Source organism: Kitasatospora sp. NPDC051705, from assembly GCF_044453265.1.
GTDB lineage: Bacteria > Actinomycetota > Actinomycetes > Streptomycetales > Streptomycetaceae > Kitasatospora.
In genome coordinates, this window is sequence record NZ_JBITCO010000003.1 from 330,407 (window position 1) to 346,508 (window position 16,102).

The 16,102-nt window shown below is 76.7% G+C and carries 15 protein-coding genes and 1 riboswitch; of the genes, 4 read left to right on the forward strand and 11 right to left on the reverse strand.

Features of this window, described 5'->3' with window-relative positions:
* Window positions 1-18: 18 nt before the first annotated feature.
* The 6 genes from ACIA8Q_RS06415 to ACIA8Q_RS06440 all read right to left on the reverse strand — a co-directional run bounded on the left by ACIA8Q_RS06415 (window position 19) and on the right by ACIA8Q_RS06440 (window position 6,669).
* Complete coding sequence (locus ACIA8Q_RS06415) at window positions 19-897, reverse strand: ECF transporter S component (protein WP_360214519.1); 879 nt, start codon at window positions 895-897, stop codon at window positions 19-21.
* A 74-nt stretch (window positions 898-971) separates the two neighbouring features.
* Window positions 972-2,573, reverse strand: a complete 1,602-nt coding sequence (locus ACIA8Q_RS06420) for an ABC transporter ATP-binding protein (RefSeq protein WP_387898156.1) — start codon at window positions 2,571-2,573, stop codon at window positions 972-974.
* Complete coding sequence (locus ACIA8Q_RS06425; protein WP_396316836.1) at window positions 2,570-3,673, reverse strand: CbiQ family ECF transporter T component; 1,104 nt, start codon at window positions 3,671-3,673, stop codon at window positions 2,570-2,572. Before ACIA8Q_RS06425 ends, ACIA8Q_RS06420 begins: the two co-directional genes overlap by 4 nt.
* 63 nt (window positions 3,674-3,736) lie before the next feature.
* Entirely contained in the window at window positions 3,737-4,378 is a 642-nt protein-coding gene (locus tag ACIA8Q_RS06430) for an SCO2322 family protein (protein ID WP_396316848.1), read from the reverse strand.
* Between the two features lie 92 nt (window positions 4,379-4,470).
* On the reverse strand, window positions 4,471-5,712 hold the full coding sequence (locus ACIA8Q_RS06435; RefSeq protein ID WP_360214526.1) for a prenyltransferase/squalene oxidase repeat-containing protein: 1,242 nt from the start codon (window positions 5,710-5,712) through the stop codon (window positions 4,471-4,473).
* A gap of 117 nt (window positions 5,713-5,829) precedes the next feature.
* Window positions 5,830-5,904: riboswitch (cobalamin riboswitch) on the reverse strand.
* Window positions 5,905-6,039: 135 nt separating this feature from the next.
* Window positions 6,040-6,669: a TetR family transcriptional regulator gene (locus ACIA8Q_RS06440; RefSeq protein ID WP_360214528.1), complete on the reverse strand. Its 630-nt coding sequence runs from the start codon at window positions 6,667-6,669 to the stop codon at window positions 6,040-6,042.
* Window positions 6,670-6,890: 221 nt separating this feature from the next.
* Between ACIA8Q_RS06440 and ACIA8Q_RS06445 the strand changes: the two genes are divergently transcribed.
* The 3 genes from ACIA8Q_RS06445 (at window position 6,891) to ACIA8Q_RS06455 (ending at window position 10,119) form a co-directional block, all read left to right on the forward strand.
* Complete coding sequence (locus ACIA8Q_RS06445; protein ID WP_360214530.1) at window positions 6,891-8,201, forward strand: glycosyltransferase family 4 protein; 1,311 nt, start codon at window positions 6,891-6,893, stop codon at window positions 8,199-8,201.
* A gap of 125 nt (window positions 8,202-8,326) precedes the next feature.
* Window positions 8,327-9,061, forward strand: a complete 735-nt coding sequence (locus tag ACIA8Q_RS06450; RefSeq protein ID WP_360214532.1) for a class I SAM-dependent methyltransferase — start codon at window positions 8,327-8,329, stop codon at window positions 9,059-9,061.
* A complete protein-coding gene (locus ACIA8Q_RS06455) occupies window positions 9,058-10,119 on the forward strand; it encodes a prenyltransferase (RefSeq protein ID WP_360214534.1) in 1,062 nt (353 codons plus the stop codon). The genes ACIA8Q_RS06450 and ACIA8Q_RS06455 overlap by 4 nt, the downstream gene beginning before the upstream one ends.
* A gap of 111 nt (window positions 10,120-10,230) precedes the next feature.
* Here ACIA8Q_RS06455 and ACIA8Q_RS06460 read toward each other — a convergent pair whose 3' ends face one another.
* The 4 genes from ACIA8Q_RS06460 to ACIA8Q_RS06475 form a co-directional block, all read right to left on the reverse strand.
* Window positions 10,231-11,118, reverse strand: a complete 888-nt coding sequence (locus ACIA8Q_RS06460) for a hypothetical protein (RefSeq protein ID WP_396316837.1) — start codon at window positions 11,116-11,118, stop codon at window positions 10,231-10,233.
* A gap of 197 nt (window positions 11,119-11,315) precedes the next feature.
* Entirely contained in the window at window positions 11,316-12,323 is a 1,008-nt protein-coding gene (locus tag ACIA8Q_RS06465) for an N-acetylmuramoyl-L-alanine amidase (protein WP_396316838.1), read from the reverse strand.
* Window positions 12,324-12,330: 7 nt separating this feature from the next.
* Entirely contained in the window at window positions 12,331-13,611 is a 1,281-nt protein-coding gene (locus tag ACIA8Q_RS06470) for a hypothetical protein (RefSeq protein WP_360214540.1), read from the reverse strand.
* Window positions 13,612-13,876: 265 nt separating this feature from the next.
* The gene (locus tag ACIA8Q_RS06475) at window positions 13,877-14,530 is read right to left on the reverse strand and encodes a class I SAM-dependent methyltransferase (protein WP_360214542.1); all 654 of its coding nucleotides are present in this window, start codon (window positions 14,528-14,530) and stop codon (window positions 13,877-13,879) included.
* A gap of 183 nt (window positions 14,531-14,713) precedes the next feature.
* Between ACIA8Q_RS06475 and ACIA8Q_RS06480 the strand changes: the two genes are divergently transcribed.
* Window positions 14,714-15,802 (forward strand): Zn-dependent alcohol dehydrogenase, encoded by a 1,089-nt coding sequence (locus ACIA8Q_RS06480; RefSeq protein ID WP_360214544.1) that lies wholly within the window; start codon window positions 14,714-14,716, stop codon window positions 15,800-15,802.
* Between the two features lie 71 nt (window positions 15,803-15,873).
* On the opposite strand, the gene ACIA8Q_RS06485 is transcribed toward ACIA8Q_RS06480, so the two are convergent.
* A complete protein-coding gene (locus ACIA8Q_RS06485) occupies window positions 15,874-16,047 on the reverse strand; it encodes a hypothetical protein (protein ID WP_360214546.1) in 174 nt (57 codons plus the stop codon).
* Between the last annotated feature and the right edge of the window lie 55 nt (window positions 16,048-16,102).

Below are 16,102 nucleotides of genomic sequence, written 5' to 3' on the forward strand. Positions count from 1 at the left end.
CCCGCCCCGGGTGCGGCCTCACCCGCCCGGCGGGCGGAAGGACACCGGGGCGTCGAAGGCGGCGCGGCGGGTGGCGCGGCGCAGGGCGCGCAGCACGGGCGTGCCGAGGGTGAGGCACAGCACGACGGTGAGGGCCGCCCTGGGGAGGTCCCACCCGAGGGAGGTGGTGAGGCAGTAGGCCGCGAAGCGGACCAGGTTGGCGGAGACCGGGTCGCCGGGGACGAACGAGATGGAGCCGGACAGCCCCGCGATGTAGGGCCAGCCCTGGAGGTTCATGACGGTGCCGTACAGGACGGCGGCGAGGGCGCCGTAGACCGCGAGCAGCCAGAGTTCGCGCCGGCCGCGCAGGGTGGCCGGGCCGGGCAGCAGGCCCGCACCGAGACAGACCCAGCCCATGGCGAGCATCTGGAACGGCAGCCACGGCCCGACGCCGCCGGTCAGCAGCGCGGACGCGAACATCGACAGCGCGCCGAGGACGAAGCCGAAGCCCGGCCCGAGCACCCGGCCGGAGAGCACCATCAGGAAGAACATCGGCTCCAGGCCCGCCGTGCCCGCGCCGAGCGGGCGCAGGGCCGCGCCGGTCGCGGCCAGCACGCCCAGCAGGGCCACGGACTTGGCGTCCAGTCCGGGGGCCCCGCCGCCGGCCGTGCGGCCCTCGGAGATCTGGGCGACCACGACGGCGAGCAGCAGCGGCAGCAGCAGTGCGAACAGCCAGGGGGCGTCGGCGGAGTGCCCGACCAGGGCGGAGTCGGTGGCGGCGAGCAGCGGCCAGCCGAAGCCGGCGACGCCGACCGCGGAGACCAGCAGCAGGGTCGTGACGGAGCGGCGGCCGAGCGGGACGGGCCGGGCGAGCGTGCGGGGGCGGGCCGCCTCGGGCTGCCCGGGCTCCGGGCGCACGGGTGCCGGGGGTCGGGGCTCCGGGCGGTGGGCTTCCGGGCGGTTCGGGCGGGGCGGGCCCGGGTCGGGGCGGCTCATGAGCTCAGCGCCTCCGCGACCTGCCGCACGGTGAGCCACGGGCCGGGCGCCAGCACCTTGGCGACCTGCGGGGCGAAGGCGGGGGAGGAGACCACGACCTCCGCGGTCGGCCCGTCCGCGACGACCTCGCCCTCGGCCAGGATCACCGTGCGGTGGGCGAGTTCGGCGGCGAGCTCGACGTCGTGGGTGGCCAGCAGGACGGCGTGGCCGTCGGCGGCGAGGTCGCGCAGGATCTCCACCAGCCGGGCCTTGGCGGCGTAGTCGAGGCCGCGGGTCGGCTCGTCGAGGAGCAGCAGCGGGGGCCGGGCGGTGAGCACCACGGCCAGGGCCAGGGTGAGCCGCTGGCCCTCGGAGAGGTCGCGCGGGTGGGCGGTGTCGGGGATCCCCGGGAGCAGGCGCTCGACCAGGGCGCGGCAGGTGCCGGGGTCGGCACCCGCGTCGCCGTCGGCCGCGGCGCACTCGGCGGCGACGCTCTCGCCGTACAGCAGGTCGCGCGGGTCCTGGGGGACGAGGCCGACCTCGCGGACCAGCTCGGCGGGCCGGGTGCGGTGCGGGGTGCGGCCGCCGACCCGGACGCTGCCGGAGGCGGGCGCGTGCAGGCCGACCAGGCCGCCCAGCAGGGTGGACTTGCCGGCGCCGTTGCGGCCCATCAGGGCGGTGATCTCGGCGGGGCGCAGCGTGAGGTCGACCCCGCGCAGGGCCTGGACGGGGCCGCGTCGCACGGCGAGGCGCTCGACGGTGGCGACCGGGGTGCCGGTCGGGGTGCCGGCGGTGGCCGGGTGGCGGCCGTCGAGGCGTTCGCGCAGCGGGCCGGCCTTGCGGCGGGCGTCGCGGACGGACAGCGGCAGCGGCCGCCAGCCCGCGAGCCGGCCGAGGCCGACCACCGGCGGGTGCACCGGCGAGTGCGCCATCACCTCCGCCGGTCCGCCGAGGACGGGCGGGGAGCCCGGGGTCAGCAGCAGCACCTGGTCGGCGTACTGGACGACCCGTTCCAGCCGGTGTTCGGCCATCAGCACGGTGGTGCCCAGGTCGTGCACCAGCCGTTGCAGGACGGCGAGCACCTCCTCGGCCGCACCCGGGTCGAGCGCCGAGGTGGGTTCGTCGAGGACCAGGACGCGGGGGTGCACGGTGAGCACCGAGCCGATCGCGACGCGCTGCTGCTGGCCGCCGGAGAGCGAGGCGAGGGCGCGGTCGCGCAGGTCGGCGAGGCCGAGCAGGTCGAGGGTCTCCTCGACCCGGCGCCGCATCACGTCGGCGGGCAGGCCCAGCGACTCCATGCCGTAGGCGAGTTCGTCCTCGACGGTGTCGGTGACGAAGTGCGCCAGCGGGTCCTGTCCGACGGTGCCGACCAGGTCGGCGAGGTCGCGGGGCCGGTGTTCGCGGGTGTCCCGGCCGCCGACGGTGACCCGGCCGTGCAGGACGCCGCCGGTGAAGTGCGGGACGAGGCCGCTGACCGCCCCCAGCAGGGTGGACTTGCCGGAGCCCGACGGGCCGACCAGCAGGCACAGTTCGCCCTCGGGCACGGTCAGGTCGACGCCGCTCAGGGCCGGCTCGGCGGCGTCCGCGTACTGGACGGAGACCTGCTCGAAGGTGATCACGAGGCCCTCCGGGGCGGGGTCGGGGTGGCGAACGCCGGTACCAGGCCCAGGAGTACGGCCAGGACGGCGGCCAGCGGCAGCGCGGGGACGGTCGGCGGGACGACGGTGGGGGCGAAGGCGGCGGGATCGACGGAGGAGAGGTGGACGGTGAGCGCGGCGACGGCGGCGCCGGAGCCTGCGGTCAGCCATTCGGGCAGCGCCCAAGGGTCGGGCCGGTAGCGGGTCCTGACGGACCGTCGGCCTCCCAGCAGCAGCCCGGTGAAGGCGGCGGCCAGACCGAGCAGCAGGACCGGCAGCGCCCAGTCGGCGCCCCCGGCGGTGAGCAGCCCGTACGCGGCCAGGCAGACCCCGAGCAGGCCGGCCAGGGTGAGTGCGGCCGTCGCCCGGGCGAGGCGGCGCGGGACGTCGGCGGTGCGGCCGAAGCCGCGGGTGTCCATCGCGGCGGCCAGCGCCACCGAGCGCTCCAGCGCGCCCTCCAGGACGGGCAGTCCGACCCTGAGCACGGCGGCGACGCCCTTGTCGCTGCGGCCGCGCAGCCGGCGGGCGGCGCGCAGCCGGCGCACGTCCGCGACCAGGTTGGGCGCGAAGGTCATCGCCACCACGACCGCGACACCCGCCTCGTACAGCGCCCCGGGCAGGGTGCGCAGCAGGCGCGCCGGGCTGGCCAGGGCGTTGGCGGCGCCGACGCAGACCAGCAGGGTGGCCAGCCGCAGGCCGTCGTACAGCGCCGCGAGCAGCCCCTCGACGGTCACCCGGCCGCCGATCCGCACCCCCTGCGCCCAGGCCGGGAGCGGTACCTCGGGCAGGGTGAACAGGACGTGCGTCCCGGGGACGGGCGAGCCGAGGAGGATCGCGAACACCAGGCGGATGCCCAGCACCAGCAGGCCCAGGCGCAGGAACGCGCCGTACGAACGGGACCAGGGCGCGTCGCCGCGCCGGGCCGCCACCACGTACCCGGCGACGGCGGCGAGCAGCAGCAGGATCGCCGGGTTGGTGGTGCGGGTCGCCGCGGCGCCCAGCCCGAGCGCCCACAGCCACCAGGCCCCGGGGTGCAGTTGACGGGGGCCGGTGGGGGGTCGGGTGCTGCGGGCTGGGCGCACGGATCAGTCCAGGTCGGGATCGGGATCGGGATCGGGTCGGGCGGGTAGGGCTTGTTCGGGGGATCAGGAGGAGCGGCGGCGGCGGGTCTGCCAGACGGCGCCGCCGGCCAGGACGGCGACCAGCGCTCCGCCGGCGATCAGGCCGAGGTCCGGTCCGCCGTGGCCCCCGCCGTCGGCGGGGCCGCCCGCCGCGGCCGCGCCGCCGAGCTGCTCGCCGCACCCGGCCCTGGGGTAGCCGGCGATGGCGCAGAGCAGGCCGTTGGTGTCGTACCGCAGCGGCGGGGCGACGGCGGCCAGCACCTCGGCCGAGGTGGCGTTCGGGGCGACGGCGGCACACGCCGTGCGCTGCTCGGGCGGCGCCTCGGTGGAGCCGGCGTCGGCGGCGGTGCCGAAGTCCAGCACCACGGCGACCCGCTTGCGGCCCTCCTGGGCGGGGGTGTCCGCGCAGACGGCGGCGAAGCCCGTGGCCGCACGCGGCCGGGCGGCGTCGCGGCCGCCGTCCGGGCTGACGGCGAAGCGCCAGCCGTCCACCGCTCCGTCCGGGGGGACCGACACCGCCGGCCCCTGCTGCTGGTAGGCCCAGCCGGTGTCGGTGGCGCGCCAGAACGACCAGTACCGGTACCCGGCGGCCTCGGCGGGCGAGGCGGTGGCGACCAGCAGCAGCGCGCCCAGCAGCGGGGCGAGCAGCAGCGGGGCGAGCGGCAGGGCGGTGCGGGGCCGCCGGCCCGGACGGGCCCCGGGGCCCGTCCGCGGGGAGCCCGCCGGGCCGCCCCGGGCGGGGCCGGTGGTGCGGGGGGTCACGGCCTGGCGCCGCGCTTGCGCTGGAGGCTGAGCACCAGGCCGCCGCCGACGCCGATCAGCAGGCCGACGATGATCAGCCAGTACTGGCCGAAGCCGTCGCTCTTCTTCGCCGGCTGGGTGGCGGCGGCCGCCGGGCTCGCGGTGGCCGCGGGGGCCGGGCCGAGGGCGGTGAGCTGGGCGGTCAGCGCGGCGGTGTCGCGCTGGGCGGCCTGGGTGACCAGCAGGAGCGTGGCGGTGGCGCCGGCGTCGGTGCCGCCCTTCGTCCAGGTGGCGCCCTCCTTGCCGAGCCAGTCGACGGCGCCGGTGGCCTGCTGCGGGTGGCCGCTCTGGATCAGGCCGAGGGCGGCCCAGGCGGTGGCGGTGTAGTCGGGGGTGGCCGGGGCGCCGGGGGTGGTGAGCGAGAGGTGGTCGCCGCCGGCGGTGAGCTGGGCGCTCAGGTAAGCGGCGGCGGCCTCGCCCGAGTCGGCGTGGGCGACGGGCGCGGCGGGGGCGCCGTCGGGGCAGCCGAGGGCCTTGGGCGCGGCGTCGGCGCGGGCGGTGGTGGCGACCGGGAGGTGGCCGCCGGCGGCGGCGAGCGAGGCCTGGCCGCTGGCGAGGGCGTTGGGCGCGAGGGCGCCGGTGGCCGGGTCGGGCTGGTAGGCGAAGGCGCCGCGCTGGTCGGCGGGCGCGGCGCAGCCGAGCTGGTAGAGGGCGAGCCCGTCGAAGGCGTTCCGGCCGGCCTTGGCGACGGCCGCCGGGTCGGCCTTGGCGGCGAACAGGGCGTTGACGGCGAGGCCGGTGGAGTTGGCGTCGCCGGGGCTGCCCGGGTTGTAGGCCCAGCTGCCGTCCGCGTTCTGGTTGGCCTTGAGCCACTGGACGCCCTTGTCGACGGCGTCCTGGTGCCCGCCGAGCGCGACCAGGGCCTGGACGGCGACGGCGGTGGCGTTGCTGTCCTCGGTCTTGGCGTCGCAGGCCGCGCCGGCGGCCCGGTAGGAGGGCCAGCCGCCGTCCTCGCACTGCTGCCCGGTGAGCCAGCCGACCGCGGACGCCGCCGGGGTGACCTTGGCCGCCGCGAGGGCGGTGAGCGCGAGCGACTGCCGCCAGACGCCGTCGTACGTCGGGTCGCCCTTGCCGTACAGGCCGTCGGGGACGACCGCGGTGGTCGGCGCGGGGCTGTCGGCGAGGGCCGGTGCGGCGGCGGCGCCGGTGAGCAGCGCGGCGGACAGGGCGGCGGCGCCCAGGCGGGCGGCGGTGAGCATGGTGGAGTGGTGCCTTTCGGTGAGCGGTGGTGGCCCCGGGGGCCGTTCCGTAGTCCTCGACGGTGCCGGGCGGTGCGCGGTGGCGGGCCCGGACTGGCCGCTCGCCCCTCCGCGGGCGGTCCGACTCGCCGGGGCCGCGGCGGCTCCGGACTCACGGTTGCGGGGTCAGCGCCGGATTCGCACCGGCTTCCCCCGCGGGAGGGGCGGGATGGAGTTGTGCTGCCCGTCGACTCTAAGCCCTGGGGTCCGCCGCCGGGCTCAGGGCCCGTCCGGGGCAGCCCGCCGGGGTGCCGCCCGGGGAGGAACAGGTTCCAGTCGGGGCCCGGTTCAGGGCAGGGTGAGCAGCCGGGCCGCGGTCTGCAGGTCGGCGCGGACCTCGGCGATCGAGGCGCGGCCGGAGAGCCAGGCGACCAGGGCCGAGTGCCAGGTGTGCTCGATCACCCGGACGGCCGCGCGCTGGCTGTCGCTGGGTGGCCCGGACTGGCCGATGGCGTCCAGGATGAGCTGTCCGGTGGCGGAGCTGACCTGGTCCACCTCGGCCCCGACGGAGCGGTCCGCGAAGGACAGCGCCCGGACCATCGCCTCGGCGAGCAGGGGCTCGCGCTGCAGGGCGTGGAAGGCCCGGGTGAGCGTGTCGGCGACCCGGGGGGCCGGTTCGAGGTCGGTCGGCGGGTGCCGCCGGATGTGTTCCTGGAGGCCCTGCAGCTGCTCCAGCATGACGGCGACCAGCAGGTGGACCTTGGACGGGAAGTACCGGTAGAGCGTGCCGAGGGCGACCTGGGCGCTCTCCGCGACCTCCCGCATCTGTACGGCCTCGTACCCGCCCCGGGCGGCCAGGGCGGTGGCGGCCCGCAGGATCCGCCGGCGGCGCTCGGCCTGGCGCGCGGTCAGCGACGGCTCACCGGGCGGTGCGGGCGGCGGTGCGGCGGGGCTCGTGGAGGTGGTCGGAGGCGGCAAGGAGTGCTCCCGGGGCGCGTGGGTGGCGGTGTGCTCCACAAGGTCGGCATGGTCCGGCGTGGCGGGAATCACCAGCCCTGGCTCCTGAGGGAAAGCTACGGGCCGGTATCTTCGAGGTCTCTCATTGTTCACATGGTCGATGACGAGTTCCACACCCACTGAAACCTGATCTACTTTAGCGACCAGCAGCACAGATAGCAGCTAGAGATGAGGGCCCGAGGATGACCGCGCAGCCGCTGCGGATTGCCCTGCTGTCGTACCGCGGGGACCCCTTCTGTGGCGGTCAGGGCGTGTACGTCCGGCACCTGTCGCGCGAGCTGGCCAGGCTCGGCCACCACGTGGACGTGATCGGGGCCCAGCCCTTCCCGGTGCTGGACGAGGTCGAGGGCCCCGGTTCGGTGCGCCTGGTCGAACTCCCCAGCCTGGACCTCTACCGCGCCGACGACCCGTTCCGCACGCCGGCCCGCGGGGAGTTCCGCGGCCCGGTGGACGTCCTGGAGTTCGCCACCATGCGCACCGGCGGCTTCCCCGAGCCGCTGACCTTCTCGCTGCGCGCCCGGCAGTACCTGGCCCGGCACAAGGGCCGCTACGACGTGGTGCACGACAACCAGACCCTCGGCTACGGCCTGCTCGGCCTGGCCCGGCACGGCTTCCCGCTGGTCACCACGATCCACCACCCGATCACCGTGGACCGGCAGTTGGAGCTGGACGCGGCCGACACCCGGCTGCGCAGGCTGTCGCTGCGCCGCTGGTACGCCTTCACCCGGATGCAGCGCCGGGTCGCCGCCCGCCTGGACCACGTGATCACCGTCTCCGGCAGCTCGCAGCGCGAGATCGCCGAGCACCTGGGCGTTGCGCCCGGTGCGATCTCGGTGGTGCCGATCGGCGCCGACACCCGGCTGTGGTCGCCCTCGGACGCGGTCGAGCGGGTGCCGGGCCGGATCGTCACCACCTCCAGCGCCGACGTCCCGCTGAAGGGGCTGGTGTTCCTGGTCGAGGCGCTCGCCAAGGTGCGCACCGAGCGCCCCGCGCACCTGGTGGTGGTCGGCAAGCCGCAGAAGGACGACGGCCCGGTGGCCGAGGCGGTGCGCCGCTTCGGACTGGCCGAGCACATCGAGTTCCGCAGCGGCCTCACCGACCGGGAGCTGGTGGACCTCTACCGCTCGGCCGAGGTGGCCTGCGTGCCGTCGCTGTACGAGGGCTTCTCGCTGCCCGCCGCCGAGGCGATGGCCACCGGGACCCCGCTGGTGGCCACCACCGGCGGCGCGATCCCCGAGGTGGCCGGCCCGGACGGGCGCACCTGCCTGGCCGTGCCGCCGGGCGAGGCGGACGGGCTGGCGGCGGCGCTCGGACGGCTGCTGGACGACCCGGAGCTGCGCGGGCGGCTCGGCGGCGCCGGCCGCGAGCGGGTGCTGGCCCGGTTCACCTGGGAGCGGGCCGCCGAGCTGACCGCCGAGGCCTACCGCGCGGCCATCGCCACCGGGGCCGGGGCCCGGGCCCGTTCGGGGCCGGGCTGGCGCTACGTGCCCTGAGCCACCCGCCCCGGCCGGCCCGGGCGCGCTCCGGCGGCCCCGACCCACCCGGCCGCCGGCCCGGCGCGAATCGTTCTGACGCGGCGTCAAGTCCGCTTGGTAGCAAAAGGAATGGGAGCCCTGCAGTGCTGACCGTCGATTTCTCGCGCTTCCCGCTCGCCCCCGGCGACCGGGTGCTCGACCTGGGCTGCGGCGGGGGCCGGCACGCGTTCGAGTGCTACCGCCGCGGCGCCAACGTGATCGCCCTCGACCAGAACACCGAGGAGATCGCCGAGGTCAAGAAGTGGTTCGCCGCGATGGAGCAGGCCGGCGAGGCGCCCGAGGGTGCGTCGGCGGTCGCGATGGAGGGCAACGCGCTGGCGCTGCCGTTCGAGGACGAGTACTTCGACAAGATCATCATCTCCGAGGTGATGGAGCACATACCCGATGACAAGGGCGTGCTCAACGAGATGTTCCGGGTCCTCAAGCCCGGCGGCCTGCTCGCCGTCACCGTGCCGCGCTGGCTGCCCGAGAAGATCTGCTGGGCGCTGTCCGACGAGTACCACGAGGTCGAGGGCGGCCACATCCGGATCTACCGCGGCGACGAACTGCTCGGCAAGCTCAAGGACGCCGGCCTGGAGCCGTACGGCACCCACCACGCGCACGCGCTGCACTCGCCGTACTGGTGGATCAAGTGCGCCGTCGGCGTGGACAACGACAAGGCGCTGCCGGTCAAGGCCTACCACCAGCTGCTGGTCTGGGACATCGTCGGCACCCCGGTGATCAGCACCCTCACCAAGGCCGCCGAGCGGGCCCTCAACCCGGTCATCGGCAAGAGCTTCGTCGCGTACGCCTCGAAGCCGCGGAGGGCGGGCGCATGACCGCGGCCGTCCCCGAGGTGCTGCTGCTCGAGGGGGTGCTCGACGCCGAGCAGGCGGCCGGCACCGTCCGCAGCATCCTCGCCGAACAGCGCCCCGACGGTGCCATACCCTGGTTCGCCGGCCACCACCTGGACCCCTGGGACCACACCGAGGCCGCCATGGCCCTCGACACCGCCGGCGAGCACGCCGCCGCCGAGGCCGCCTACCGCTGGCTCGCCGCCAGCCAGAACCCGGACGGCTCCTGGTACGCCGCCTACACCGACGGCGTGGTCACCGACCACGCCAAGGAGACCAACTTCTGCGCCTACGTGGCCGTCGGCGTCTGGCACCACCACCTCAGCACCGGCGACGACGCCTTCCTGGAGTGGATCTGGCCGGTCGTCCGGCGCGCCCTGGACTTCATCGTCGGCCTGCGGCTGCCCGGCGGCCCGATCGCCTGGCGCCTCGACGAGGACGGCACCGCCACCGACGAGGCGCTGCTCACCGGTTCGTCCAGCATCCTGCACGCGCTGCGCTGCGGCCTGGCCATCGCCGAGTACCTGGAGGAGCCGCAGCCGGACTGGGAGCTCGCGGCCGGCCGGCTGGGGCACGCCGTGGCGCACCACCCCGAGCGCTTCCTCGACAAGGACCGCTACTCGATGGACTGGTACTACCCGGTCCTCGGCACGGGCCTGCGCGGCGACGCGGCGGTCGAGCGCATCGACCGGGAGTGGGACCGCTTCGTCGTCCCCGGCCTCGGCGTGCGCTGCGTCAGCGACCGCCCCTGGGTGACCGGCGGGGAGAGCGCCGAACTGGCCCTGGCGCTCTGGGCGATCGGCCAGTCCGACCGCGCGGTGGACATCCTGCGCTGGATCCAGGAGCACCTGCGGCACGAGGACGGCTCGTACTGGACGGGGTACGTCTTCGAGGACGACGCCATCTGGCCGGAGGAGCGCACCACCTGGACGGCCGGCGCACTGCTGCTCGCGGTCGCCGCGCTCGGCGGTGACCCGGCGACCGTCGCGGTCTTCGGCGGCGAGCAGCTGCCCGCCGGGCTGGTGGTCCGGGACTGCTGCTGACCCGCCCGCGCCGGGCCGGCCCGAAGGGGCGGGACGGCGAAGGGACGTGACAGCGCGAAGGGGCGGGACCGGAGAGATCCGGTCCCGCCCCTTCGCCGTACCGCCGGGGCGTCAGCCGCGCTGGATGCCCGCGGTGTCGGCCAGCAGGCCGAGGCTGCCGTCGGCCAGCTGGGCGACCAGCGCGGAGCCGCGCTGCTCGACCGCCAGGTACCAGGTGCCGGGCACCAGCTCACCGATCGGGGCACCGACCGGGTTGTCCTTCGGGGCCAGCGGGCGCGGGGCCGGCACGGCGAACCAGAACGGCGCGAAGTCGGCCGCCGGGGCGGCCGGGGCCGGCTGCGCCTGCGCGGCCGGGACGGGCTGCGGGGCCGGGGCGGCCGCGTCCTGCGGCTGGCCGGCGGCCGCACCGGCCGGGTAGCCGTAGCCGCCGGGCTGGGCGCCGTACGCCGGGGCCTGGTTCGGGTCCTGGCCCGGGCCCGGGTAGCCGTACTGGCCGGGCTGGCCCGGGGCCGGGTAGCCCTGGTACGGCACGGCGGCCGGGCGGTCGGTGACCAGCGGGGCCTTCAGCGCCGGCACCAGCGGCGCGGCCGCGGCCGCACCCGCCAGCACGATCAGCGAGATCAGGCCGAGCCAGGCGCCGAAGCCGTGACCGAAGCCGGAACCCGACGGACCGCCACCCAGCGACCACAGCGCCGTCCACAGCGCGGTGACGGCGAACGCGATGCCCCACTGGTCCAGCCGGAGGCCGAGCACCTGGCGGCCGGCCGCGGCCGGGCCCTGGAACCGCTGCAGCAGGATCAGCACCGCGGCGGCGATGCCGAGCAGGTAGATCGAGGGCAGGATGGGGAACAGCTGGGTGCTCCACGCGTTCTGCGACGTGTCGCCGCAGTACCGGCCGCTGCAGTCCACGGTCCAGTAGGGCAGGAAGGAGGCGATGAAGAGCAGGACGGCCGCGCCTGCGACGGCGGCGTCTCCCCTGGTGAGAGCGCGCAGATTCACTAACGTTCCCCTCGTTGACGTGTCGTGGTCGGCGGTTCGTGCGGTCGGGCTGACCGGCCGAAACTCCCGAACGGACCAGAAGCCTAGGCCCAACCGCGCCGCCGGCGCACGGCGGGACCGGTAATGGGGCGAAGTCGTTGCAAACGGCGCGGGCCGGGCGCGCTGCCGCCCACCGGGCCGGCCCGCCCCAACTCCCTTTACCGCGTGGTCAGATACGCCGTCAGCGCGTCTGCGATCCCCTGTGCCGCCTGCTGCCGCCACTGAGGATCCGTCATCCGCTTCGCGTCCGCCGGGTTGCGCATGTTACCGCACTCGATGAACACCTTGGGGACCGTGGACAGGTTGAGGCCCCCCAGGTCGGAGCGGGTGTCCAGGCCCTGGTTCGCGACGTAGTCCGCGTACTGCTCGCCGGTCGCCGCGCGGAAGTGCTCGCGCAGCAGAAGGCCGAGCCGGTGCGAGGGTTCGACGATCGCGGAGGTGTCCGCCTTCCCCGCCACCACGCGCGCCGGCATGATCACGTGGAAGCCGCTGCCGCTCGCCGGGCCGCCGTCGCCGTGCACCGAGAGCGCGACGTCGGCGTGCGCGGCGGCGCTCGCCCGGGCGCGTTCGTCGATGCACGGGCCCCACCGGCGGTCACCGTCCTGCACCAGCACCACGGTGGCGCCGCGGGCGGCGAGGATGGCCCGCGCCCGGCGGGACACGTCCAGGGTGTACTCGGCCTCGGTGTAGCCGGCGTTGGTCTCGGTGCCGGTGGTGTCGCACTCCTTGTGGGCGTTGCCGATGTCGACCTGACGGTTGATCTCGGTGGTGTGCGCCGAGTTGCCCGGGTTGTGGCCGGGGTCGAGCACGACGGTGCGGCCGCTGAGCGCGGTCGCGTCGGGCGAGCCGGAGGCGCCGGGGGAGGCGGTGGCGGCCGCGGTGTCCGACGGAGCCGGGGAGGCCGCGGTGGGCCGGTCCGCGGCCGGGGTGCCCGAGGCGTCCGGCGCGCCGGACGCACCCGGCGTCCCCGGTCCTCCGGACGGGTCGGTGCCGGACGGGGTGGTGGGCGCCGCGGCGGAGGTGCCCGCGGCGCTCACCGGGGTGGGGCCTTCGAGGGCCTGCCAGCCCAACCAGCCCGCCATGCAGAGCGGTACGGCCGCGCCCACCACCGTGGTGACGCGCAGCAGGGCGGAACGGCGGGGCGGTCGGGAGGCGGAGCCGGTCACGGGTGGTTCAGATCCTGTCCTGGGTGCGCGGGGTGAGGCCGTAGCTGTCGGCGATCGGCTTCCACTTGGCGGCGAAGTCCTTCTTCGCCTGGGTGGCCTGCGGGTTGAGCTCGTCGGCGTGCTTCTTGTCGGCGGTGTTCGGGGCCGAACCCGAGCAGCCCTGGCCGGCCACCGCCCGGGCCCAGCTCGCGTACGCCCGGTCGATGTCGGCCGACAGCTGCCAGGCCTGCTTCAGCGAGGCCACCGCGTCGGCGCCGCCCGGCACGTCGCCGACGCCCACCCCGGCGAGCTTGCGCAGCAGGTCGTCGCGCTGCTTCGCACCGTTGTCGAACACCTGCGCCGCGCTCTCGATGTCGGCCTTCGCCGGGCAGCTGGTCACCTTGGCGACCGCGCTGCCGATCGGGGCCTTCGCGCTCTCGCCCTGGGTGAGCAGGTCGTCCAGCGCCTGGGCCTGGCCCTTGGCGTTCGGGCCGGCTCCGGAGGCGGTGGGGCTCGGCGTGGCGCCGGCCGAGGCCGGGTCGGTCGCGGCGCCGCTCGGCGCGGCGTCGGTGCCCGTCGGGGCCGGGGCCGGCGGCGGGTTGCCGGCCGAGGTCGGGGCGGTGGCCGACGGGGCGGGCGCGGCCTGCCCGTTCTTGTCGTCGCCGTTCCTGGCGGCCATCAGCAGGCCGCCGCCGACCGCCAGCACCAGGAGCAGGGCGAAGCCGATCAGCAGGGGGGCCTTCCGGTTGCCCGGGCGGTCCTCGTCGTCCGGGTCCGCGTAGTCGTTCGGGTAGTCGGCGGGGTGGCCGGCCGGGTACCCCGGCTGCCCGGGACCGCCCGGGTACGGGCCCGGGCCGTGCCCGTACGGGGCCTGCGGGGGGCCGGCGGGCGGCTGCGGCGGGTACACGTAGCCGGGCCCGGGGGCCTGGCCGGAGACGTAGCCGGGGCCGGCCTCCCGGCCCGAGACGTGACCCGGGCCCGGGGCGGTGCGCTGGGACGTCGCGTGGGATGGGAACGGAGCGGCGGGCGGCTGCGGGGCCGCGGCGGGGAAGGCGGGCGCGGTCGGCGCCTCGTGGCCGGGTGCGGCGGCCAGGTAGGGGCGGGCGGCCAGCGGGGGGCCCTGGTCGCCCACGGCGCCCGCGGTGGGCGGCGGGGCCACGGGGCCGGGAGGGACGGGGCCGGTCACGAGCGGCGGCGGGCCGGCGGCCTCCTCGCCCGGGGCCTGCTGCGGGCCGCGCACCCAGCCGCCCGCACCACCGCGCGCGGTGGGGTCCCAGACCGCCGGAGCGGTGTTGTGCTGGTCCGTCATGTGCCGCTAGCCCCCACCGTCCGCCGATTGCTCTGCCTGGTGCTGCGCGGACACCGTACCGTTCGAACCCCCGCCCGACAGCCCCGGCACGACGTTAGAGCATCGGGGTGTGGCTGTGGGGCGGCTCGGCGGATCGGTCGGAGGCGCGGCGGTCGTCCGTGCGCGTCGGGGCCGGGCGGGAGGGTTCGCGGGGCCCGTCGGGGCTCCCCGGGCGGGGTGCGACGGGCGGGGTGCGGCGGGCGCCGGGGCGGACGGCGGGGGAGGCTCAGCCCGCCGTGCGGCGCAGGACCCGCAGCGAGCCCGTCACCGAGACCTCCTCGAAGCCCTCGGCGAGCGCCCGCAGGTACACCCGGTACGGGGCCTGGCCGCCGTCCGCCGGGTCCGGGAACACGTCGTGCACCACCAGCAGCCCCTCCGGCGCCAGGTGCGGGACCCAGCCCTCGTAGTCGCCGGTCGCGTGCTCGTCGGTGTGACCGCCGTCGATGAACACCAGGGCCAGCGGCCGCCCCCACAGGGCGGCGATCCGGGGCGAGCGGCCCACCAGGGCCACCACGTGCTCCTCCAGCCCGGCCGCGTGCAGGGTGCGGCGGAACCGCGGCAGGGTGTCCATCAGCCCCACCTCCCGGTCCACCAGCGTCGGGTCGTGGTACTCCCAGCCGGGCTGCTGCTCCTCCGAGCCGCGGTGGTGGTCCACCGTGAGCGCGACCGTCCCGGTCTCCCGGGCCGCGGCGGCCAGCAGGACCGCGGAGCGCCCGCAGTAGGTGCCGATCTCCAGCACCGGCAGCCCGGTGCCGCGCGCCGCGGTCACCGCCGCCGCGTACAGCGCCAGCCCCTCGTCCACCGGCATGAACCCGGTCGCCGCCTCGAACGCCGCCAGCACCTCGGGCGCCGGGCGGGCGCTCTCCAGCAGGTCGGACATGCCGTGCTCCTCGGGTTCGGGACGTCCGGGACGGGGGCGGACGTGCTCGCCCCGGACCCTACTCGACGGTAGACGGGGGGACCACAGGGGCCCTGGAACGTGTTCTAGTCCCGCCGGGCCGCCCGTGCCAGAATCGGCCCGACCGCCGATCCGAGGCACACCAGGCACACCGGGAGCAGCCCCATGCGCGCAGCCGTCCTGCACAAGACCGGCCAGGACACCCTCGACGTCCGGGAGGACGTGACGGCCGTCGGGTTCGGCCCGGGCACCGTACGGGTCCGGATGCGCGCGGCCAGCCTCTGCCACTCCGACCTCTCCGCCATGAGCGGCGTCCTGCCGCAGCCCGCGCCGTTCGTCCCCGGGCACGAGGGCGCCGGGGACGTCGTCGAGGTCGGCGACGGCGTCCGGGGCATCGCCCCCGGCGACCGCGTGGTGCTCTGCTGGATGGCCCCCTGCGGCCGCTGCGCGCACTGCGAGCACGGCCGGGGCCACCTGTGCGTCGCCAGCCTGCGGCGGCTCGGCGCGCCCGGCTTCCGCTTCGAGGAGGGCGGCGCCGCCGTCGAGGCCTCCGGGTTCTACGGCACCGGGGCCTTCGCCGAGGAGGTCGTGGTCTCCGCCGACGCCGTCATCAAGGTGCCCGCCGACCTGCCCCACGAGGCCGCCGCGCTGATCGGCTGCGGCGTCACCACCGGCGTCGGCGCCGCCGTCAACACCGCCCGGGTCGAACCCGGCTCCTCCGTCGCGGTGATCGGCGCCGGCGGGGTCGGGATCGCCACTGTCCAGGGCGCCCGGGTCTGCGGGGCCGCCCGGATCACCGTCGTCGACCCGGTCGCGTCCCGCCGCGAGCGGGCGCTCTCCTTCGGCGCCACCGAGGCCCTCGCCCCCGAGGAGCTCAGGGCCGCGGCCAAGGGCCTGCCGGGCGGCGGCTTCGACTACGTCTTCGAGGCCGTCGGCCGGGCCGCCACCGTCCGGGCCGGGTACGACGCCGCCCGGCGCGGCGGCGCGGTCGTGGTGATCGGCGCCGGCGCGCAGGACGACCGCGCGCAGTTCACCATGGGCGAGCTGTTCTTCAACGAGAAGCGCCTGCTGCCCTCGCTCTACGGCGGCGCGCCCGTCGCCCGCACCATCGGGCTGGTCGTCGACCTCTGGCGGGCCGGGCGGATCGACCTCGACGCCATGATCACCCACCGGGTCCCGCTGACGGACGTCAACGAGGCCGTCGCGCAGATGCGCAGCGGCGAGGCCCTGCGCACGGTCGTGACGCTGGGCTGAGGCGGCCGGCACCGGACGCGGAAGGGCCCGCCGGGGGTGCGTCCCCGGCGGGCCCTTCCGTGCGTGCGTGCTCAGCCCAGGCGCGCCGCGGCGCGGTGCCGGCCGTGCGGGTCGGCCGCGGGGCTGTCGTCGGCGGCGGACCGTCCGCGGTGCCGACCGTGCGACGCGGTGTCCTCGGCCGTGTTCTCGTCGGCGTCGGTCCCGTTGGCCGCGGGTCCGGTGGTGTCGGTGAGGGTGTCGGACATCAGAATCGTCTTCTCCGTGCGAGGGTGCAGGTCATCGGCGCCCGGCCGGCGCGTG

Coding starts and splice junctions, on each gene's coding strand:
- ACIA8Q_RS06445 (WP_360214530.1), top strand. CDS start 6,891: ATGACCGCGCAGCCGCTGCGGATTGCCCTGCTGTCGTACCGCGGGGAC.
- ACIA8Q_RS06435 (WP_360214526.1), bottom strand. CDS start 5,712: ATGCTCACCGCCGCCCGCCTGGGCGCCGCCGCCCTGTCCGCCGCGCTG.
- ACIA8Q_RS06485 (WP_360214546.1), bottom strand. CDS start 16,047: ATGTCCGACACCCTCACCGACACCACCGGACCCGCGGCCAACGGGACC.
- ACIA8Q_RS06475 (WP_360214542.1), bottom strand. CDS start 14,530: ATGTCCGACCTGCTGGAGAGCGCCCGCCCGGCGCCCGAGGTGCTGGCG.
- ACIA8Q_RS06470 (WP_360214540.1), bottom strand. CDS start 13,611: ATGACGGACCAGCACAACACCGCTCCGGCGGTCTGGGACCCCACCGCG.
- ACIA8Q_RS06455 (WP_360214534.1), top strand. CDS start 9,058: ATGACCGCGGCCGTCCCCGAGGTGCTGCTGCTCGAGGGGGTGCTCGAC.
- ACIA8Q_RS06480 (WP_360214544.1), top strand. CDS start 14,714: ATGCGCGCAGCCGTCCTGCACAAGACCGGCCAGGACACCCTCGACGTC.